General features: G+C 38.8%; 18 protein-coding genes and 1 tRNA gene. 8 read left to right on the top strand and 11 right to left on the bottom strand.

Annotation, left to right across the window (positions count from 1 at the left end; all coding sequences use genetic code 11):
* Positions 1–100: 100 nt before the first annotated feature.
* The 3 genes from DNJ75_RS08525 to rpiA all read left to right on the top strand — a co-directional run bounded on the left by DNJ75_RS08525 (position 101) and on the right by rpiA (position 3852).
* A complete protein-coding gene (locus DNJ75_RS08525; protein ID WP_224742317.1) occupies positions 101–1729 on the top strand; it encodes an APC family permease in 1629 nt (542 codons plus the stop codon).
* Positions 1686–2774 carry a tRNA epoxyqueuosine(34) reductase QueG gene (gene queG / locus DNJ75_RS08520; RefSeq protein ID WP_117003065.1) on the top strand — a complete coding sequence of 363 codons (1089 nt, stop codon included), beginning with the start codon at positions 1686–1688 and terminating at the stop codon, positions 2772–2774. The genes DNJ75_RS08525 and queG overlap by 44 nt, the downstream gene beginning before the upstream one ends.
* A gap of 400 nt (positions 2775–3174) precedes the next feature.
* Positions 3175–3852, top strand: coding sequence for a ribose-5-phosphate isomerase RpiA (gene rpiA, locus DNJ75_RS08515; protein WP_117003030.1), 678 nt, complete (start codon positions 3175–3177; stop codon positions 3850–3852).
* 29 nt (positions 3853–3881) lie between these two features.
* Here the strand turns inward: rpiA and DNJ75_RS08510 are convergent.
* From DNJ75_RS08510 to DNJ75_RS08500, 3 genes are all read right to left on the bottom strand, one after another.
* Positions 3882–3958, bottom strand: a tRNA-Pro gene (locus tag DNJ75_RS08510).
* A 73-nt stretch (positions 3959–4031) separates the two neighbouring features.
* Positions 4032–4238, bottom strand: coding sequence for a cold-shock protein (locus tag DNJ75_RS08505; protein WP_117003029.1), 207 nt, complete (start codon positions 4236–4238; stop codon positions 4032–4034).
* Positions 4239–4435: 197 nt separating this feature from the next.
* On the bottom strand, positions 4436–5092 hold the full coding sequence (locus DNJ75_RS08500) for a thiamine diphosphokinase (protein ID WP_157968274.1): 657 nt from the start codon (positions 5090–5092) through the stop codon (positions 4436–4438).
* 124 nt (positions 5093–5216) lie between these two features.
* On the opposite strand from DNJ75_RS08500, the gene xerC reads away from it, so the two are divergent.
* Positions 5217–6098, top strand: a complete 882-nt coding sequence (gene xerC, locus DNJ75_RS08495; RefSeq protein WP_117003027.1) for a tyrosine recombinase XerC — start codon at positions 5217–5219, stop codon at positions 6096–6098.
* A 12-nt stretch (positions 6099–6110) separates the two neighbouring features.
* Positions 6111–6869 carry a class I SAM-dependent methyltransferase gene (locus tag DNJ75_RS08490; RefSeq protein ID WP_117003026.1) on the top strand — a complete coding sequence of 253 codons (759 nt, stop codon included), beginning with the start codon at positions 6111–6113 and terminating at the stop codon, positions 6867–6869.
* A 45-nt stretch (positions 6870–6914) separates the two neighbouring features.
* Here the strand turns inward: DNJ75_RS08490 and DNJ75_RS08485 are convergent, their stop codons facing one another.
* Both DNJ75_RS08485 and DNJ75_RS08480 read right to left on the bottom strand, forming a co-directional pair.
* The gene (locus DNJ75_RS08485) at positions 6915–8429 is read right to left on the bottom strand and encodes a hypothetical protein (protein WP_117003025.1); all 1515 of its coding nucleotides are present in this window, start codon (positions 8427–8429) and stop codon (positions 6915–6917) included.
* 229 nt (positions 8430–8658) lie between these two features.
* The gene (locus DNJ75_RS08480) at positions 8659–9528 is read right to left on the bottom strand and encodes a family 16 glycosylhydrolase (protein ID WP_117003024.1); all 870 of its coding nucleotides are present in this window, start codon (positions 9526–9528) and stop codon (positions 8659–8661) included.
* A 197-nt stretch (positions 9529–9725) separates the two neighbouring features.
* Between DNJ75_RS08480 and DNJ75_RS08475 the strand changes: the two genes are divergently transcribed.
* Positions 9726–9938 carry a DUF6356 family protein gene (locus DNJ75_RS08475; protein ID WP_117003023.1) on the top strand — a complete coding sequence of 71 codons (213 nt, stop codon included), beginning with the start codon at positions 9726–9728 and terminating at the stop codon, positions 9936–9938.
* 5 nt (positions 9939–9943) lie between these two features.
* Here the strand turns inward: DNJ75_RS08475 and DNJ75_RS08470 are convergent, their stop codons facing one another.
* Together DNJ75_RS08470 and DNJ75_RS08465 are read right to left on the bottom strand one after the other, a co-directional pair.
* Positions 9944–11932, bottom strand: a complete 1989-nt coding sequence (locus tag DNJ75_RS08470) for a BCCT family transporter (protein WP_117003022.1) — start codon at positions 11930–11932, stop codon at positions 9944–9946.
* A 126-nt stretch (positions 11933–12058) separates the two neighbouring features.
* Complete coding sequence (locus tag DNJ75_RS08465; protein ID WP_117003021.1) at positions 12059–12481, bottom strand: Mpo1 family 2-hydroxy fatty acid dioxygenase; 423 nt, start codon at positions 12479–12481, stop codon at positions 12059–12061.
* 451 nt (positions 12482–12932) lie between these two features.
* Between DNJ75_RS08465 and DNJ75_RS08460 the strand changes: the two genes are divergently transcribed.
* A complete protein-coding gene (locus DNJ75_RS08460) occupies positions 12933–14018 on the top strand; it encodes a GGDEF domain-containing protein (RefSeq protein WP_117003020.1) in 1086 nt (361 codons plus the stop codon).
* 6 nt (positions 14019–14024) lie between these two features.
* Here DNJ75_RS08460 and DNJ75_RS08455 read toward each other — a convergent pair whose 3' ends face one another.
* Both DNJ75_RS08455 and DNJ75_RS08450 read right to left on the bottom strand, forming a co-directional pair.
* Positions 14025–14834, bottom strand: a complete 810-nt coding sequence (locus DNJ75_RS08455) for an ABC transporter ATP-binding protein (RefSeq protein ID WP_117003019.1) — start codon at positions 14832–14834, stop codon at positions 14025–14027.
* A gap of 98 nt (positions 14835–14932) precedes the next feature.
* On the bottom strand, positions 14933–16654 hold the full coding sequence (locus DNJ75_RS08450) for an ABC transporter permease subunit (protein WP_117003018.1): 1722 nt from the start codon (positions 16652–16654) through the stop codon (positions 14933–14935).
* Positions 16655–17478: 824 nt separating this feature from the next.
* Between DNJ75_RS08450 and DNJ75_RS08445 the strand changes: the two genes are divergently transcribed.
* Positions 17479–18945 carry a ketol-acid reductoisomerase gene (locus tag DNJ75_RS08445; RefSeq protein WP_117003017.1) on the top strand — a complete coding sequence of 489 codons (1467 nt, stop codon included), beginning with the start codon at positions 17479–17481 and terminating at the stop codon, positions 18943–18945.
* A 6-nt stretch (positions 18946–18951) separates the two neighbouring features.
* Here DNJ75_RS08445 and DNJ75_RS08440 read toward each other — a convergent pair whose 3' ends face one another.
* On the bottom strand, positions 18952–19236 hold the full coding sequence (locus DNJ75_RS08440) for a LysM peptidoglycan-binding domain-containing protein (RefSeq protein WP_117003016.1): 285 nt from the start codon (positions 19234–19236) through the stop codon (positions 18952–18954).
* A gap of 93 nt (positions 19237–19329) precedes the next feature.
* Entirely contained in the window at positions 19330–20358 is a 1029-nt protein-coding gene (gene dmpG / locus DNJ75_RS08435; protein WP_117003015.1) for a 4-hydroxy-2-oxovalerate aldolase, read from the bottom strand.
* Between the last annotated feature and the right edge of the window lie 216 nt (positions 20359–20574).

Below are 20574 nucleotides of genomic sequence, written 5' to 3'. Positions count from 1 at the left end.
ATTCGCTTATTGATCACATCAAATTTAATTTACAGTAATCTTGTAATTTGCTTTCATTTTAATTACCGTACTTGCCCACGATGATAAACAGAGACTTCATTTGAAAACACGTAACATAAGTATCGCAGGGCTACTATTTTCATCAATCAGCGCTATTTTAGGCTCCGGTTGGCTATTTGCAGCATCACAAACCGCAAGTTATGCTGGACCTGCCGCAATGCTGTCTTGGATTATTGGTGCATTATTGATCATGATTATTGCCTTTGTCTTTGCTGAAATTTGCACCATGATACCCGTCACAGGCTCAAGCACTCGTATCCCACACATTACCCATGGCACCTTGGTTAGCTTTATCTTCGCCTGGATTATCTGGTTATCTTATTTAACGCTTGCCCCAACGGAAGTTCAAGCCATCATCCAGTATCTTGCTGTCTTTTTCCCAACACTTATCAATGCCTCTAGTGGCGGTTTAAACGCTAGTGGCTTTGGATTTGCTGCCATTTTATTACTCTTGATCAGCATTCTTAATACCTACTCGCTACGCTGGCTTATTCGCGCAAATAACTTTCTGACAATCATTAAAATTATAGTTCCAAGCATTATTGCGATTATCATATTAGTGATTGTTTATCATCTGCATCAAAGCACTCCTGTAACATCCGCCAATCTAAGCTTTGCCCCCAATGGTAGCTCTGGCGTATTATCAGCCATCTCATTAGGTGGCATTGCCTTTTCCTTCACGGGGTTCAAACTTGCGGCAGAAATGGCAGGTGAGACTAAAAATCCTAAAAAAGCCATCCCCATTGCTATTATCGGCTCGATTATTGCGTGCTTGATTATTTTTCTACTGCTACAAGCTGCTTATATCTATACCGTTTCTGGCAGTGTTGAACATAACAACTGGCAACATATTAGTCTTGCAGGCGGTCATGCTGATGAGTCTTTTGGACCTTTTGCAATGATCTCTAAAACACTTGAAATTAAATGGCTAATGGTCTTGATTTACATTGGCGCAATTGTTGGTCCACTTGCTGCAGGACTGATGTATTTTGGCAGTGCCACACGCTCTATCTTTGCTATGAGTCAAAACAACTATATTCCACAAATATTTGCCAAACTGACGCCAAAAGGCAATCCACTTTACTGCATTATTATTAATTTCATCGTTAGCATGCTGATGTTTGCACCACTACCTGGCTGGTCAACCATGGCAACTTTCCTGACATCACTTGTTGCATTGACCTATATTATGGGCCCTGTTAGTGCTAGCGCTTTGCGCCTACGCATACCTGAAGCACATCGACCATTTCGACTTCCTTTTGCACGGATTTGGAATATTATGGCATTTTATGCCAGCACCTTAATTGTCTACTGGAGTGGCTGGAATATCGTCTCAAAAACAAGTTTTATGATTGCAATAGCCATTATTGTCTTAATGTTCTACCGGATATTCAAAAAGGATAAAAGCATCACGATCAATTGGAATTTTAAGCAATCTTACTGGCTCTGGCTTTATTTAGTGCTGTTAACCGCTGTATCTTACCTTGGCAATTATGGTGGTGGAATAGCTGTTTTTGATCTGCCTGAAGCCATGATTGCATTATTAATTATTTGTATTATTTGCCATCGCATTGCAGTACAATCGAGCCTACCTCGTGAATCTATCTCAAACAGTCTTAAAAACATTGAACTCGAACAGCGTAAGCTTAGAACAGTGGAACAGCATTAAACAATTTGCACTGACCACACTAGGTATTTCTGATATTTCAGCCACCGATTGCCTACTTGATCAGTATATCCCTAAGTATCAAGAGTGGCTTCAACAAGGTTATCATGCTGATCTTGATTACATGGTCAAGCATGGTAGCAAACGCTATACGCCACACGAACTTGTTGCAGACACTAAAAGTGTTATTGTTGTGCGTTTAAACTACTTACCCCAAGCTTATTGCTTCAAAGGTATTCGCAAAACGCTATCAACACCAAGTGAAAATGCAGCTATTTCTGTTTATGCGCACGGTCGCGACTATCACAAAGTGTTACGCCAAAAGTTAAGTAAACTAAGTGATTTCATTCAAAGTGTTTTTCCCAAGCACAGTGCGCGTGTTTTCACTGACAGCGCCCCTGTGTTAGAAAAGCCATTAGCTGAAAAAGCTGGTCTTGGCTGGATCGGTAAAAATAGCAATCTCCTACACCCAGTTGACGGTTCATTTTTCTTTATTGGCTGCATCTACTCTAATCTTGATTTTAGCGCATTTGCACAATCGCCTATAACGGATCAATGTGGCAAATGCCAAGCTTGCATTAAAGCATGCCCTACCAATGCCATAGTGAACAATAAAGTCATTGATGCCAATAAATGCATCTCTTATTTAACGATTGAAAACAAAGGTATGATTCCAATGCAATATCGGCAAGCAATTGGTAATCGCATCTATGGTTGTGATGACTGTCAACTGGTATGTCCTATTAACAAAGGCGCCCCTGTAACCGCTGAGTCCGACTTTCTCGCACGCGCGTACTTAAGCAACCAAAGTTTGATGGATTTAGCGCAATGGTCAGAACAAGAGTTTTTGAAAAAAACAGAAGGCTCTGCTATTCGCCGAATTGGTTATCAGGCTTGGCTTAGAAATATCTACATTGCCCTTGGTAATGCGCCTTTCTCCAAAGAGATTATTATGCTGCTTGAAAAAGCCAAACAAACACATGTTAGCAATGCTTTGCTCTTAGAGCATATCAACTGGGGAATTCAGCAACAGATGGCAAAAATTTAGGTGGGTTTCAGGATATCCATATCCTATTTAAATTCATCCGTGCGGGGGGGGCTATCCATTTCTACCTTCATCCGTTAAGGTCGCCATCCGTTGCATGAGTAACATTATGGACAAAACAATTATCAAAATCTGTAGGATTTTAACTAAAGCTTTGTGAGAAATTTGCCATTTCCATAAATTTAGATTATATTTTGATCACAAATGCCATATTATGATCATTATGCATCCTCCACAGCTAAGATAATCTGTAGAGTTTCTTACTACTTTACTTTATTCCTACTTACTACATATCATCATAATCTATAGTATTGACTTATTTTTAACTGCGAACCACCTTTGTAATCCCTCATGAATATGCCAAAATAAGCCACCTAACGCGATTAATTGGATATTACTACTTATGTTTTTTAATAAAAAAGCAGATCAAAATGAATTAAAAAAAATTGCTGCAACTGCCGCAATTGAATATATCAAACCGGGAATGACCGTTGGTGTTGGTACAGGTTCAACGGTTAACTTTTTTATTGATGAACTTGCGAAAATTAAATCTAAAATTGAGCTGACTGTTTCAAGCTCTGAGGAAAGCACTAAACGCCTCAAAGCACATGGTTTTGAAGTTGTTGATTTAAACTATCCAAATAAAGTCGATATTTATATTGACGGCGCTGACGAAGCAAACAAACATCGAGAGCTGATCAAAGGTGGCGGGGCTGCATTAACCCGCGAGAAAATTTGCCGTGTTGCCAGTGACAAATTTATTTGTATTATTGATCAAACCAAGCTAGTGCCTCAATTAGGACGCTTCCCATTGCCGATTGAAGTTATTCCTATGGCACGCAGCTATGTTGCCAAAGAACTAGTAAAGCTAGGCGGTCAACCGATCTATCGTGAAGGTGTAATCACTGACAATGGCAATATTATTATCGATATTCATAATCTGATGATCGATAACCCATTGAAACTTGAACAGCAAATCAATCAAATCACCGGTGTAGTTTGCAATGGTTTATTTGCAGTTAACCCTGCTGATATATTGCTGATAGCCAATGACAAAGGTCAAATCGACATTATTGAATAAGAATAACGGCTGCAATTAAAACCACAAAATGGTCGGGACGGCGGGATTTGAACCCACGACCTTTAGCACCCCATGCTAACGCGCTACCAGGCTGCGCTACGCCCCGAGGTCAAATCTCATATAATGAAATATTTGAAGTAATGAAAAAGCACTCCTAGAAGCGCTTTTAATGAAATAAATTATCCAGCAATTTGAACGTTTACTGCTTGTGGACCACGGCGGCCATCTTCGATATCAAATGAAACGCGTTGATCATTAGCTAATGATTGTAAACCGTTTAATGCAGTTACGTGAACGAAAAGATCAGAACCACCATTGTCTGGCTTGATAAAACCAAAGCCTTTTGTTTCATTAAAAAATTTTACGGCACCTGTTTGTTGCGACATATCCTATACTCTCTTACTATATTATTTAAATTAAACTTTACTGACTCCATGTACTCTTATGCGCTTAGTGGGTATATGCAGCATGATAAAATCACTCACATATAAGAACAAAAATCACTCAAAGACCAAAAAGTCGCACTCAGTATAGCAAGACTGTATAAAAAACAAATCATTTTATCTGCGCAATGCCAACTATTTTATTTTGACAGAAATCGATGATAGGGATCATGCGACAAGAATAGCAAGCCATCACCCTGTGAATAGTCAATAAATAGCTCATCTTGAAGTGCATGATTACGAATGCCCAGCTCTTCACCAAAGCGTAATGTATATTGATCCAAATCAAAGGCAAACCCTTGTAATGTTAAATCAATAAGCTCAAACAACGGCACAATTGAAACCATCTTGCCCTTGGCATTGCTTATACACATTTTCTGATGCATTAACTGTGAAACACCATAACGATCAATCACTTGACATTTGAGTTGATACTGATGCCTAAGCAAGGTCGATATATTGCCAAGGTAGTGATCCATTTCCCGACCACCAAACCCGAATAAAAATAACTCACGATATCCGTGTTGTCGTAAATGGTTTAACGCCTTCTCAAAATCGGTAGAATATTGATCATCATCTTGCTGATATGGGATGTTTAAGCGCTTAGCATGATCAATCGAGTCACCGTCACCAATAATCATCCGTACTTTGTTAACAAGACTTTTGACATTTTGAATCTGATTAAACGCCCCATCAGCACAATAAATCGGTAAATCATCTAAATGCTGACAGATATAAGATTCGCAAAACGCGATATCGATCTCGCCATTAATTAATAGAACTGCTTTTTTTGCCAAAGGATCACTCGCTTTTTTGCTTTTTCTGCTTTTTCTGCTTTTTCTGCTTTTTTTATTTTTTCTTGTCGCGATGAGTATATACTCATGACAAATACAAAAAAACCATGCGCAGGCACAAGTTTAGATGAACTCAGAACTTAATAACTTTTTGCATCACCTAAAATTTGAGCGCAATTACTCTGATCTCACCATCGATGCCTATCAGCGTGACCTACATGGCTTTGATGTCTTTTTGCAAAGCAAAGATAGAGTGCTTGCTGAAAGTACATCACAAGAGATAAAACTTTGGCTTAAAACATTGCATAGTCAAGGCATTAGTCCCAAATCCATTCAACGTAAATTAAGTGCTGTTAAATCTTTTTTCCGCTATTTGTTAAGCAATGAAATAATCATAGAAGACCCTTCTTATGCTATTAAAGCGCCCAAATCGCCAAAGAAGCTTCCCAAAACACTCGATGTTGATCAAATGCAGCAAGTTCTAGACTATCAAAGCGATGATGATTTAGAACTGCGTGATCTTGCCATGCTGGAGGTTATCTACAGCAGTGGACTGCGCCTTAGTGAATTAGCCCAATTACGTTTTGAACAAATCGATTTCTCACAAAAAACCATTCGCGTATTTGGCAAGGGCAGCAAAGAACGCATCGTGCCAATCGGTGATAAAGCAATTAGCGCCATGAATAGGTGGCTAAACATACGTCAGAGTTTAAACTGTGCTCATGACTATCTTTTTACCACGCTAAAAGGCACGCCAATTCAAGCGCGCAGCATTCAAAAACGTTTTGAAAAATTTGCACTTGAACATGCGCCAAAGCATATTCATCCGCATATGCTAAGGCACGCCTTTGCCAGCCATTTACTTGAATCCTCCAGAGATCTTGTCGCTGTGCAAAACCTACTAGGGCATAGTGATATTTCAACCACTCAGATTTATACGCATCTTGACTTCCAACAACTGGCAAGCGTATATGATCAAACCCATCCACGCGCTAAACGTAAAAAATAAGACCTCTAATATATGCAATCCATAAACTATCTCATATCACACAATACGACAATCTCACCTGATTTAGAGATGCTTAAATCTATATCTATCAATAGATTAAGCTCCATCCCTAAGCAGTTATTTTATCTTGAGTATGAAAATGATGTGCTCACCTTAAAGCATAGCGATTCAACATTAACGCTTTGCGTAGACTTCAATAGTCATGATATTCAAAATCGCATCAAACCCAATACCGCAAAACTTGATTTAATCAAAGCAATTGAGGGGAAAAGCAAAGATAAGCTCAGCATTCTAGATATGACTGCAGGCCTTGGACAAGATAGCTTCTCACTTGCCGCACGAGGGCATACTATCGATGCGATTGAGCAGAACCCTTATGTTTTCTTATTATTGCAAGATGGCTTACGGCGCGCCAAAGAAAAATCAAATTTAGCAGTAATTGCCGATAGAATTAGCCTTTACTTTGCCAATTCAATTCGGCTTGATCATGTACATCAAATGGCTAAATATAATGTAATCTACCTTGATCCAATGTTTCCTGAGCGCACCAAAAGTGCCAAGGTCAAAAAGAATATGCAATTATTGCATGATTTGGTAGGCATTGATGAACAAAGCAATAAGCTGCTTTTCCAACAAGCTAAAGCATTAAGCCCTAAGAAGATAGTCGTTAAACGCCCGCGCTTGGGCGATTTTATTGACCATCAAAAGCCGACCAGTCAAGTGATTGGTAAAAGTAGCCGATTTGATGTTTATGCCTATTCAATAGGCTAATGTAATAATTTTGATCCCTCTATTTACGTTGATTTTAAGAAATCATTAGGCAGGTGCTCCGGGTAAATAAATGTTTTTGGCATCAGTATTGATTTGCTGACAAATATTTCCACTACAATTTGAAAGAACAAGATTGCCGCTTGAGTTTTTCTCTAAATGAAACTGTGTATTGTCAGCGCTCTGTCCTTTATTCATCGTTAAACTCACGTCACACGCTTTATCAAAATTCAGCGGAATGACCGACTCATTAGCAACTGCCTTACCACATACGTTACCCGAGATAGTTGTCCAACCACCACCAATATTAATATTGTATTCACTTGGTGGCGGCGGTGGTGTATACGGTGATGTATTAGGCAAACTTTTTGTGCTACCCACATCAATCACTATACCTTTATAATTGGGTACATATAAATTCCCAATTGAATCATCAATTGAAAAAGCATATATCTGTAGCCCTAAATTAGGCGGTGTCTTATCATGCATAAAAATAGTGTACGGATCCAGCACATATTTATCACTATAGTTAATGCTATCAGCGCGATTACTATCATCAGCTAACCCTCCACGTAATAGATCCGTGACATCAGGCCCAAGGTGTATACTTTGATGATCATCAATATAGGGCCATATATTTTTCTTGGGATCTGTTGGGTATTTTGGATCCGGCGCTTTAATAAATGGTACATAGCCATAGACGTTTTGAAGAATCCTAGCACGATCTTGGGCATTAGCAATAACAGCTGCAATATTTTCAGGCGTAATTGCCTCTTTTTTAGAAAGCAGGTAGTTTTTAACAAAGCCATTAATAACATCCCTGACCTTTTGCTGAAAATCACTACAATAAGCTGTTGTTGCTCCGGCGCAAGGCTGACTATCTTGATTGTACCAAACATCAAACCACTTATGATCCAAAGATTGTCTTATTAGATCCCCTTTGCTCTGTTCAGCTAACTCAGGATGAGCAAACAAATTATATGCTCCTGGCATCTTATCCAAAACAGGTTGACCATCATCTCCTTTATAAAATGGCCAATTTGCTGCGTTTGAGAATTTGCTCATTGCATCTTGATAATAAGTTTGCTGATCACTCATTCCAACCCATCCAATTTGGGGTTGTGATGTCGTTGGCATAAAAGCTTCAACAGCAACTGGAATATCACTAAACGCATCAACTGCTGAAAAATCATAGTCAACCGTGTCCCCATGACTGAAAGTATACTCTAATAATTGATAAGGATATTTGGTATCTGGAGCTAGCGGGGCATTAGGTTGCATTTCAACAATAGAGCTTTGACCGATAAAAACTCGCCCTGCATTCCAACAATTTGACGCTAAATTTATAGTCACCGCTGTATTAGCCGCAATACCATTTTTCTCTATACCAAGATCCCCCGTACAATCAATTGGTGGAGATCCTGATGTTATCAAAGGATAAATTGTCTTGTTTGTATCGTTGACAATTTTTATATACATAGGGTCTGCCGACACAGCCTGCCCCGCCATCAAACCTACAACACATAATGGTGTTAGGATAAAAAATTTTTTCAAATATAACATTGTCACTCCTTTACCTTCTGATTATTTTTAAATTTAACCTGACGTCCTTTGTAGCATGTATGTCATTATCATTAAGTCATGTAGAATAAATTGTGGACATCCTTTTGTCTTCAATACAATCGTTGCCCTACATGATAAGATAACGATTGTATTTGCTTCCCCCTACCAAATGTTGCCGAGCATCTTTAATTAGACACTCCACTAAGAATCCGATGTGATGGTTTTTAGACTAACCATTCACAGCATACGCCGTAACATTAGATGCAGCTAACGAGTAATCCAAAGTTGGCGATGCTTTAACCGTGTCTTTATTATCACCGAGTGCTGCAATATTTTCTGTATCAAACATCAAAGTCATATTACCAGCATCTAAGCCTTTAATCACCGCTTTATCTGGGTACTCTGTCGTACTTAATGTATAAGGTTGAGCAACCGCTTGACCATCAAAATATGTCGTTAATACATAAGTATGATTTGGATCGGTAATATCACCTTTTAGCTGCCATTCGATACCGTATTGATGATTTTGATTAATGTCTCCCAGACCTAATTGATTGTAATTAGCAATGGCTTTTGAATGATTTTGATCCCAGCTAGGCCCCCCATTCAAGTTATTATGAGTAACACTGCCTTGCACCTTTGCCATATATTCAGCTTGATCAATTTCACCATATGTTGGCCATGAAGGTCCAACCAACCAAAAAGCAGGCCATATCTGATCTTTGATGGAGGGATTACCATTAATGGTAATATTTGCCGTTACATAACCATGCCTTTTAGCGGTCTGACTCTGAGTGAAAATATTGGAAAACCCAACATAACAGGTATTTTCAACATGCCCGCTTGATTCATCTCCTTGAACATGGTGATATTTAACCGTTAGTGTATTATCATTCCAGACAACATCTCGAGCAGAGTCACAAGAAATAAATGCGCGCCCATGATTGTTATACTGTGGATTTTTATCTGGAGACATAGTCCATATACTTTGGCAAGTCGAGCTACCACTAGCACACGGGGCTTGTTGGTTTTCAGCATAAGCTGTCGCTACTGAAATAGCTGCCACGGCGACCGTTAATTGAACCATTCTTTTTAGCATAGTACATCTTTCCTTTTGTTTGTTTTCTCTCCTTTTTCAGATCTTATTCCATCTAATGACTGACATACAAGAAGCCAAATGGCAGGGGTTGCCCCTAACTTTCAAAAAACTGCTTTCGCGAATTGCCGCCGTAACATTTTGACAAGCACAATACAGCTCCTTTAGCATACGTAATTGGAGACCCAAAGGAGGATAAGATGAATTATTTAACAAAACATTTAAACGATATCAATGAAGGATATTTTCAACACGCCAAAGAAGCACTCTATTGCGGTGTGTTGATGATTGCAGCAGGTATCTTTTGCTCGATACATGCAATATTGCCTTTTTTGTTTGAAAAAACGGCAAGTAGTATTTTAAACAAACTACAGCAACGCTTCAAAAAGCGTCTGGGCTCAAAGTGCGACTAATTCAATCAAATAAGCGCCCTATCTGCATTTGATACATGAATGTAATAAAGATGCTTTTCATACTGCGTTAGGATATCGGCAATTACCTGCTCTTCGGTATAGCCCATAATGTCATATTGCTGACCACCATGCTCTAAAAATACTTCAGCACGATAATAGTGTTTTTCTTGCTTATCTTTATCTTGCTCATTATCACCATCATCCTCAGCGTAGCTTGGTAAAGCAAAAGCGCGAATATGCACACTATAGACGAAATCAATATCATCTGATTTTGGAATCAATAAACGCACTTTATCTTCATCCATTACCATTTGAACTTCTAATTCTTTCCTAATACGTGCCCCAACTTTTTCAATCGCCGGTTGCACTACTTGTCTTAAGAACGTCAGTGCTTGTACGCGATTAGGCAACATCAAAAGACCATCTAAACGTTGCTGCCAGCTTGAATTTGCCGACGTGTACTGTACTGCTGTTGAGTGTGTTTTAATACTCGATAGACGCAAGTAGTCCTCACGCAATGCTTTAACTAATGCAATACACATGAAAAACAACACAATTAGAAATGGAAAAGCACTGGCAATAGTCGCTGTTTGCAGTGCTGCTAACCCTCCTGAATAAAGCAACGATATTGCCAAAAACCCTTCTAGCAATGACCAAAAGATGCGTTGCCATACAATTGATTTTTTGGCGTTTGCCGTAGCAATAATATCAATCACCAATGAGCCTGAATCCGCTGAAGTCACAAAAAATGTCACTAATAAAATCAAGGCAAGTATTGAGGTAATCGAAGATAACGGAAAGTGCTGTAAGAATTCAAATAATGCCACCGGAATATTATGCTGTACCGCCTGCACTAACGCCATTGACTGATCATGCAATACCAAATTAATCGCTGAATTACCAAAAACGCTTAGCCAAAGAAAGGTAAAGCCAGTTGGAATAAATAACACACCAACCAAGAATTCACGAATGGTACGCCCTTTTGATACTTTAGCGATAAACATCCCAACAAACGGCGACCATGCAATCCACCACCCCCAGTAAAATAGTGTCCAACCACTTAACCAGCCCTGCTTATTCTCATAAGCATAAAGATTAAAGGTCTTATTAACTATACTACTTAGATAACTTCCTGTGTTTTGCACAAATGCTTGCAGTAAAGAGGTAAAACCTCCCAAGAACAATACAAACAAAAGTAAAAGCACGGCCACGATAATATTAAAGTTACTTAATAGCTTAATGCCTTTTTCCAATCCTAATGCCACGGAAGCCGTTGCAATGAGTGTGATGATAATAATTAAAATAGTCTGCACAGGAACATTGACGGGAACATTAAATAAAAAATGCAATCCCGCATTAACCTGTGTCGCTCCCAGCCCCAAAGAGGTAGCGATACCAAACATCGTACCTAAAATTGCAAATACATCAACAACATGCCCTATCACGCCATAAATTCTTTTGCCAATAAGTGGATAGAGCACCGAACGTGGCAATAGCGGCAGTTTATGCCGATAGGAAAAATATGCCAAAGCCAAACCAACAATTGCATATACAGACCATGCCTGCAATCCCCAATGAAAGAAGGTGACATTCATCGCATCCTTTGCTGCGAGAATACTATTGCTTGTACTGACATCTGGTGGTGATAAATAATGTTGCAATGGTTCGGCAACACTAAAAAACATCAAGCCAATGCCCATACCAGCTGCAAACAACATTGCAAACCAAGAGATACTGCTATGCTCAGGCAAGCTGTGATCTGGACCTAGTTTAATATCCCCCAAACGGCTAACCATCAAGAAAATACATAAGCAGACAAAGATTGCCATACCTAAGATATAAAGCCAACCAGTTTGTAATGTTAGCCAGCTTTGGATATTTGCAAAAAATAATTTAGCATGCTCTGGCCATAGCACACCAATCAATGCAAATAATACAATCAAAATTATCGATGGGTAAAATACCGGTGCATAGGCGCCTTTTTGCCTACTCATAAACTCCTCCTCTGTTATCAATCCTTTTTTACCCTAACACATTTGGATCAAGCTTTCAAAAAAGTGTCAATATGAGCGTTTACTTTGATTCAATATGGGGAGTAGTTGTAATGCAACCTCTATTGATCATTTATTTTGATTACATCTGCTTAGAACATGATTCAAAACCCATAAAGGCCCGATAAGCAAAAACTGTAAGTCTTTGAAAAAAGAAGGTTTTTTGCCCTCAAGTTTGTGTCCAATAAATTGGAAAATCCAACTAATGATGAAGATAACCAAACTCACCCAGAAAAGTTGTGGTATTTGATAAAGAATAACAACCATAACCAAGGTAATCACCAGCATGTATAGACTAAGCTTTAGTGATAATCGCGCATAAAAAATCAGGCTAACAACGACTAAAAGCCACATAAGCCAAGGCGAAATACTTAATAAAACACCCATTAAGCTAAACATAATAAGTGGCACAAAAATATAGTGAATCGTCTTATTGGTTTTATTCTGATGGCTTTGAGCATATTCATCAAGCCATTGATTAAGTGTTTTCATTATCAGGTTCCTATAGATAATCATAAGTACCTACAGTTTAACTCAAGTTACAGCTTCTAAATAGCTATACCGCTCGTAAATCATCCCTAGCAAGCTGGATGTAACTCAATAAGTCTTAAATTTTGTCATAAACATGATAAATCAGAAAAATAACCGCCGCACCAAAGACAAATGGTCCAATAACAATCGCTGGCAACAATAAATTCTTAAGTAGTTTCATAGCTTCTCCCGTTTTATATCTTTTTCAACATTCTATCAATTGATAAAACACCGCTAGGATAACGTTAATTTGCTATAAAATTAATGCTCATGTTACACACACCAAACGTTAGTATATTCAAATACTAGTTATTAATATGCTGATTTTATAGTCTTTTATCAAATTTAGACTATAGTTAGTACTACTTTAAGACATAACAAAACTATAAAAATTATCAAATGGATATTGGTGATGAGACAAGCAAAGATATGGTTAAACAATAAGTTCAACATCAAAAACTCCAGATCATCCTACTGGCACCGTATTCATGTAACACTTATTAGCTTAATGCTCGTTATTATTGGCAATTCCGTATTTGGTGTTTTGCACTTTGCAACTGAGAAAGAAATCTATGGCGGCGTATATAGCTATTGTGCAGTATTTTCTTATTGCATACCGCTTATTTTATTGAAGTATCGCCATTACTATCTAGCAAAACTCACGCTTGGCGCACTGTTTATTATCAACACCTTTATTTTTACTTACTTTTTGTATCAACCGGAGCTGTTAAACTACCTTTTCTTTATGGCTGTGCCTCCTTTTAGCAACATGATTTTTGAGGTTAATCAACACAAAACCAAGTGGTTTCTGTCACTTACTTCAGTTGCTTTGATGATCTTTTGTGTAACGCATCCTAACTATAACTATTTGATTGAATTACCATTAACTGATCAAAAGATAACAAATGTCTTTATTCTTATGACCATCACAATTGTTATTGCGACAACGATATCGGTTATTTTATCTGATATTGCTTACAGTGAAAAACAATTAGAACTGATGGCAACAACCGATCAATTGACCGGTTTAATGAATCGTGGTGCTTTTTATGATAGCGTCAAAGATTTCAAGCAGCTTACTCGTGATGGTACACCTTATAGTGTGATGTTTATCGATATTGATAAGTTCAAAAAAATCAATGACGAGCACGGACATGCTATGGGAGATAAAATCATCCAGAATGTAGCAAGTATTTTAAAGCAGCACACACGAAAAGATGACATCGTGTCACGTTTTGGTGGCGATGAATATGTGATTCTTTTGCCAAATACCACGATGCCTCAAGCGCAAGAGATCGGTCAAAGACTTAATGCGAAAGTATGTCAAGACATACCCAAGATCGGCTTAATTCAAGTCACGATCAGCATTGGTGTTGCCAGCAACCTATATCACGCACTGGAATCAAATAACTTTGAAACCACCTTAAATAAAGCCGATGAAGCTCTTTATCAGGTGAAAGCGGCAGGGCGCAACGGTGTTGTTTGTTTGCAGGTGTAAGCTTTCTTACGGCTGAATCGTTAACACCTTATCTTCTTTTTTGCCCATATTTACACTATGCAGCTTCTGCTCTAAAAGATCGATATGCTTTAACACCTCTGCTGAGCGTTTATCTCTTAGGCGCGGGATATTTAGTGTATGTTCATAAGCAATTTTACCCGGATGGTTATCAAAGATAATAACGCGATCTGCCATCATCACCGCTTCTTCAACACTATGAGTGACTAGCACCATTGATTTTGTTGGAATTTGCTTATTAAGCCACAGGTTTAATATATCACTACGCAGAGTATTTGCCGTAGTAATATCAAGCGATGAAAACGGCTCATCTAAGAATAAAATCTCCGGCTCAACCATAAGAGCTCGCGCAAAACCAACACGTTGTTTCATGCCACCGGATAGTTCGTTTACATAAGCTTTTTCAAAACCTTGCAATGAAATTTTTTGAATAAGCTCATGCGCTTTTGGCTCACTTATTTTACGTGAAATACCCAATGCATCACTACCAAATAGAATATTGTCAACCACATTCAACCATGGCAGTAATGCAAAGTTTTGAAATACCATACTCATATTATCAAGTGGCTTAGTTACTGGCTTGTCTTTGTAGAGCACAGAACCATAGCTTGGATGTAAAAGTCCAGCAGCAATGCGTAAGAAACTTGATTTACCAGCACCTGATTTACCTAAGATGGCAACGATTTCATTTTCATGTAATGTGAAATTAATACGATCCAACACTTTTAGTGAGTGCTTTTTGTCTTTTTCAAAATAAAGTTCGATATTTTGGCATTCGATAAGTACATTGTTTTTCATTTTCAAATCCTCTTTTCACGCTTCTTCGCCAAGATCATCACCCGTTCTGTCATTTGCGTTTTGATGATAAGGTTGGCAAAGAAGCGATGGTCAACCTATTAAATTTTATATTTTGTTTCCGCAAGCTTATACAAAGGCTTCCAGATAAATATCACACACAGCGCGACAAGGACACACATTGCACTGACGGCTAATGCTGCTTCAGCTACTTGATTGTTACTGGTAGTTTGTGATACAAGCTCACCAATACCACTAATTGAAATCGTTTTACCACCCCAAGTAATCAGCTCAGCAGCAATTGCTGAGTTCCATGCGCCACCTGCGGCACTGATAATCCCACAAACGATGTAGGGGAAGACCGCAGGAATTGCAAACTTAAACCACCATTTAGTTCCCTTTAAATGAAAGCTGCGCGACATCTCAATTAAATCCGATGGCAAAGCTGAGGCGCCAGCAATCACATTAAACAACACATACCAAGAAGTGCCTGTCATAATGAGTGGAATTGCCCAGATGCTTAAACTACCGCCACCGAACATCAGTAAAATCGCCACGATTGGGAAGAAAATCGGTTGCGGAATAGCTGCCATTACCTGAATAATTGGCTGCAACATTTTGGTACGCTTCGGTGAGATACCAATCCAGATACCAAGAGGTGTACAAATCACGATACTTAACCCCATGGCAATTGCGACACGATACGTCGTCTCCCACATCAGTGGTAACAGATAGGTCATATCGCCATTAGGGAAAAACTTCCATAATGAAACACCTGCCCAAATAGCTAAGGTAACAATACACAGATACCAAATCGCTGTTGATAGGTGTCGAACTGCTGGCGTGAGTGATAATTGCGGTATTGACAACTTTCTGGCAATAATTGTTGGTGAATTAATGAAGTAAAAATTCACCGTTTTTATGCCTTTAGCAATTGCATTAAAGCACGCTGATTTAGTACACAGATCATGCATCCACGAGCTATGCGCACCACTGACATTTATCTGTTCATACTTAAACTTCTTTGACCACTTGACCAATGGACGAAATACCAACTGATCAAAAGCAACAATCGTCAAAATAATCGCAATAAGGGCGTATACGATTGCTAACGCGTTGGCGTGATCAAGTGCGGTACTTATATACGCACCAACGCCCGGCAACATCACATCTTTATCACCCACAGGAATCGCCTCAGTTGCAACAAGTGCAAACCATGCGGCAGATTGCGAAACCATCACATTCCACAAAAGCCCAGGTACTGAATAAGGCATTTCAATCTTCCAAAAACGCTGCCACGCATTTAGCTTATACACACGCGACGCATCAATCACTTCCTCCGGCACAATGCGAATCGTCTGATAAACAATTAATGCCATATTCCATGCTTGTGATGTAAACACGCCAAAAATCGCTGCCGCTTCAAGCCCCATCACTGAATGAGGAAACAGGAATAAGAAAAAGGCCGTGGTAAAGGTTAAAAAACCCAGTAAAGGTACTGATTCCATAAAGTTAATAATTGGCAACAAAATGCGTGCAACATGCTTGTTCTTAGCACATGCATAACCGGCAATTAAGGCAAAAGCAAACGACCACACCATCCCAATGAGTAGGCGCATCACCGTACGCAATGTATAGTAAGGCAAATGACTTGGGTCTAGTGATATTGCCGCCACAGATGATTCATTAATAAAGCTTTGATGCATACCAATCCACGCATAATACATCAGCCCAAGGGCTGCAATAACCAGCATGACAAAAACAACATCATGCAGGGAGTAGTTTCTTTTTCTGTAGTTATTTTTTAATGTTATTGTATTCATAACTTACACCTTAATGTATTAACTGAATATATTTCTTTTATTTTTTTAATCTTATAAACCAAGCGCTAGACAACAGATTGAGAATATCAATAAGGCATAAACATAGCTGTTTTTATTGCTAAATATTTCAATAATAACGCAACATACCACAGAATAAATACATTACACATCTATGTATAATATATTATCCGAGTGACTGAGCTATCTTGGTATTACAGCATTGGAGTTACAACTATTTGATGAATACTTTCTATTTGGCATTTATCAAAACTAACGATAAACAAAACTAAGTTACAATTAACCATCACCCGTACAGCTTATGCTATACGACATCTCCCGCAAGGGGCGAGATAAGAGATGGCATAACTCATTTTGCGATAGATATTAGAAACTATAAACGCAATCAATCAAATATAAAAGTATTAATGAAACAGCTATAGAAATAATCTATTTATCTCCAACTGCAAAAGATTAACAACTGGGTGGTTGAAGTGAGTGAAAAGTTATCATGTTTAGCTCCTTAATATCATGTTGGGGAGGGTCACATGTGCCCACATATCGGGGTACACTATTTGGTTCTGTCGCGCATTATTTACTTAAGCATAACAAAGGTCAAGTATTTTTTTAATTTTTATAATATTTATCTAAAAACAATACATTTTCAGTGGCGATAAACCTTAATCGTCGTGATTATTGCAAATTACGCAACATATAATTGATTATAATTCACTTTATTTCAACACAAACTTTATAGCACAATAACTTTATCGGCGAATTTTTATTTTTAATTATTAAAAACACTAAAAACAACGAGGTAATACCGCATGAAAATCCAAAGCAATATCTTTGACGTTAAAGAATACAACTTAGGCGGTGGCAGTGAGACAATTGTTGCCGGAGGTCGTCATTTATTCTCGAAGTTGCCACAAGCATTTGATGGTATCAAACAAATCGGTGTGATTGGCTGGAGCTCACAAGGTCCAGCACAAGCGCAAAACTTGCGTGATTCACTCGCTGATACTGATATTAAAGTGTGTGTTGGTTTGCGCGCTAATTCCAAATCAGAAAAATCTGCTGAAGCAGCAGGCTTCTCTAAGGCAGATGGTACATTAGGTGAGATGTTTGACGTTATTTCTAAATCTGATTTAGCGATCATTTTGATTTCAGATGCAGCACAAGCTGAACTTTACAAAGAAATTTTTGCTGCGGCAAAACCAGGAAGTACCCTTGGTTTTTCCCATGGTTTTTTAATCGGCTATATGAAGACAATCAATGCGCCAATTCGCAATGATATTAATATTGTTGCAATGTGTCCAAAAGGGATGGGACCTTCGGTAAGACGACTTTATGAACAAGGCAAAACAGTTAATGGTGCCGGCATTAACAGTAGCATTGCCGTTTATCAAGACATCAATGGTAAGGCAACTGATTATGCCCTTGCATGGGCAATTGCCTGTGGCGCACCATTTGTTTTCCCTACGACGATGGAGATGGAATATCGCTCAGACATTTTTGGCGAGCGCGGCGTATTACTCGGTGCCGTTCATGGCATTATTGAAGTGCTTTATCGCCACTTTACCGATAATGGTGTTAATCCTGAAGAAGCCTTCAAGCGCACTGCTGAAGCAATCACAGGAAATATATCAAAAACCATCTCAACACAAGGCCTTAAGAAGGTTTATGACAGCTTTAGCTCCGCCGATAAAGAAAAGTTTGAAAATGCCTACAATGCTGCCTACACACCCTGCTTAGATATTCTTTTTGAGATCTATGAAGATGTTGAAAGTGGCAATGAATTTCGATCAGTCACCTTGGCAGGCAAACGCCATTCACGTCTACCAATGGGCAAAATCGATGGCACTGACATGTGGAAAGTCGGCGAAAAAGTGCGTAGTCAACGCGATAATAACAATATGCCAAATGATCCAATTACTGCTGGTGTTTACCTTGCCTGCATTATCGCCCAAGTCGATGTTTTAGCGGAAAAAGGTCACAGCTATTCTGAAATCGTTAACGAATCAATTATTGAAGCAGTCGACTCACTTAACCCTTATATGCACTTTAAAGGGGTTGCGCACATGGTTGACAACTGTTCAACCACTGCACGCCTTGGCGCACGCAAATGGGCGCCACGCTTTGACTATAACTTAATGCAACAAGCAATCCCTGCGATTAATCAAAAAGCATCAGGCAATGCCCCATTTACAAAATTTGCAAATCACCCTGTACACGAAGCATTAGCCGTCTGCTCAACTTTGCGCCCATCGGTTGATATTAGTGTTGTTTGCTAATACCAATTAAATCCAGCTACTCTTAGGCACAACAGGAAGATAGAGTTTTTGCTCTGGGCTAATCACGTTTCCTTTCAAGTGATTTAATGATTTGATGCAGCTTTCAGTCGTATTATTTGCTTTAGCAATCTTGCTTAAACTATCACCTTTTTTCACTGTATAGGATTGTAAGGTTTCAGTTTGACAATATTGATCCGGCGTGAGATATACCGTTTTTGTCGCACATCCTGCTAACAACAAACCAGCTGCTGCCAGCGCGCTTAAGCTCAGTAGACTTTTTTTATTCATCATTTTCAACTCCTATGTTTAACGTTTACTTAATCAGCAGACTGATTATAGTTTCAATATTGGAAATTACTATATCATTTATGTCAATTAGACTTTTCAACTCATACAATCTTTTTTGACTGCTAAAGCTTGCGCTGCCGCGATAATCAAATCTTCTTGTCCCGCAAGGATTTTCTGTCTCGAGAGTTCATAGAATATTTCCCTAGGGCATACGCCAAAATCAGCCGCTGCTTTTTTAACGGGTTTAATAAATCCTGAGAAAATACCTGTTAAACCACTAACCAAACTAAGTGTTGAGATATGCGGTACGGTTTTAATAAATAAATCTCTGGCAATCTCAACGGCATCGAACAGCTTATCTAAATCAATCTGTGTCTTGATATTGAGTTTTGACATTGTTGCAACTAGCACCTCAATAGCTGCATTACCAGAACCCGCTCCAAAACCATAAGCCGTTCCATCAATGATTGTAGCGCCCGCATCAATTGCAGTTAATGAGTTTGCAATAGCAAGACCTAGATTATTATGTGCATGAAACCCCACTTGAATATTTAAATGATTCACTAGGTGTGCCACCTTAGCGCGAACATCATGCATCATATACGCACCTGCAGAATCCATTAATATAATACCATTTGCACCATAATCTTGCATTTTAGTAGCTTCTGCTAATAGCGTCTCCGCATTCGCTAGATGTGACATCATTAAAACACCAAACACTTCACACCCTGCGCGTGCAGCGTAGTTAATATGGCGCTTAGTGATATCTGCTTCTGTACAATGTGATGCAACACGCACTACATCAACACCCTCATCAACCGCCATAGCTAAATCGCGATCAATCACACCAAATCCAGGAATGATATGAACGCCTATTTTGTTGTTATTAACCGCTAATCGTGCTATTTTCAGCATATCGCGATCACTATATTTAGCAAGACCCAACTGCACTGAAGAAGCACCAAGTCCATTGCCATGCCCAACTTCAATAATATCAACACCTGCTTGGTCAGCGGCTGTTGCATATTGTCTGATATACTCCAAATCCATTTGATGGGAAATAGCATGACTGCCATCACGTAAGGTTGGATCACTTACTATAATTTGCTGTGTTTTCTTTGTCATCACTCTCATTCTAAGCCTCACACACCGATTCTTTATGAAACGCCATTTCTTCAGCGATATGCACTGCAGCTGAGGTAATAATATCAAGGTTTATTCTACCCCAAAGTGTCAATACAGTTTTTTAAAAATTCTTATTCCTATACATGTCATGCAACCTGCAATGTTTTTTGCGCCTGACTTTTAAAGTCAATAGCACCTTCTTTGTACACGTTCATT

The sequence above is a fragment of the Cysteiniphilum litorale genome (genome assembly GCF_003428165.1).
In the GTDB taxonomy this organism is placed as follows: domain Bacteria; phylum Pseudomonadota; class Gammaproteobacteria; order Francisellales; family Francisellaceae; genus Caedibacter; species Caedibacter litoralis.
This window is presented reverse-complemented; position numbering and strand designations above follow the sequence as displayed.

Bases quoted from the DNA above. Each gene is read 5' to 3' on its own strand.
- rpiA (WP_117003030.1), top strand. From the start codon at position 3,175: ATGTTTTTTAATAAAAAAGCAGATCAAAATGAATTAAAAAAAATTGCT.
- DNJ75_RS08505 (WP_117003029.1), bottom strand. From the start codon at position 4,238: ATGTCGCAACAAACAGGTGCCGTAAAATTTTTTAATGAAACAAAAGGC.
- xerC (WP_117003027.1), top strand. From the start codon at position 5,217: ATGAACTCAGAACTTAATAACTTTTTGCATCACCTAAAATTTGAGCGC.
- DNJ75_RS08490 (WP_117003026.1), top strand. From the start codon at position 6,111: ATGCAATCCATAAACTATCTCATATCACACAATACGACAATCTCACCT.
- DNJ75_RS08485 (WP_117003025.1), bottom strand. From the start codon at position 8,429: ATGTTATATTTGAAAAAATTTTTTATCCTAACACCATTATGTGTTGTA.
- DNJ75_RS08480 (WP_117003024.1), bottom strand. From the start codon at position 9,528: ATGCTAAAAAGAATGGTTCAATTAACGGTCGCCGTGGCAGCTATTTCA.
- DNJ75_RS08475 (WP_117003023.1), top strand. From the start codon at position 9,726: ATGAATTATTTAACAAAACATTTAAACGATATCAATGAAGGATATTTT.
- DNJ75_RS08470 (WP_117003022.1), bottom strand. From the start codon at position 11,932: ATGAGTAGGCAAAAAGGCGCCTATGCACCGGTATTTTACCCATCGATA.
- DNJ75_RS08465 (WP_117003021.1), bottom strand. From the start codon at position 12,481: ATGAAAACACTTAATCAATGGCTTGATGAATATGCTCAAAGCCATCAG.
- DNJ75_RS08460 (WP_117003020.1), top strand. From the start codon at position 12,933: ATGAGACAAGCAAAGATATGGTTAAACAATAAGTTCAACATCAAAAAC.
- DNJ75_RS08455 (WP_117003019.1), bottom strand. From the start codon at position 14,834: ATGAAAAACAATGTACTTATCGAATGCCAAAATATCGAACTTTATTTT.
- DNJ75_RS08450 (WP_117003018.1), bottom strand. From the start codon at position 16,654: ATGAATACAATAACATTAAAAAATAACTACAGAAAAAGAAACTACTCC.
- DNJ75_RS08445 (WP_117003017.1), top strand. From the start codon at position 17,479: ATGAAAATCCAAAGCAATATCTTTGACGTTAAAGAATACAACTTAGGC.
- DNJ75_RS08440 (WP_117003016.1), bottom strand. From the start codon at position 19,236: ATGATGAATAAAAAAAGTCTACTGAGCTTAAGCGCGCTGGCAGCAGCT.
- dmpG (WP_117003015.1), bottom strand. From the start codon at position 20,358: ATGACAAAGAAAACACAGCAAATTATAGTAAGTGATCCAACCTTACGT.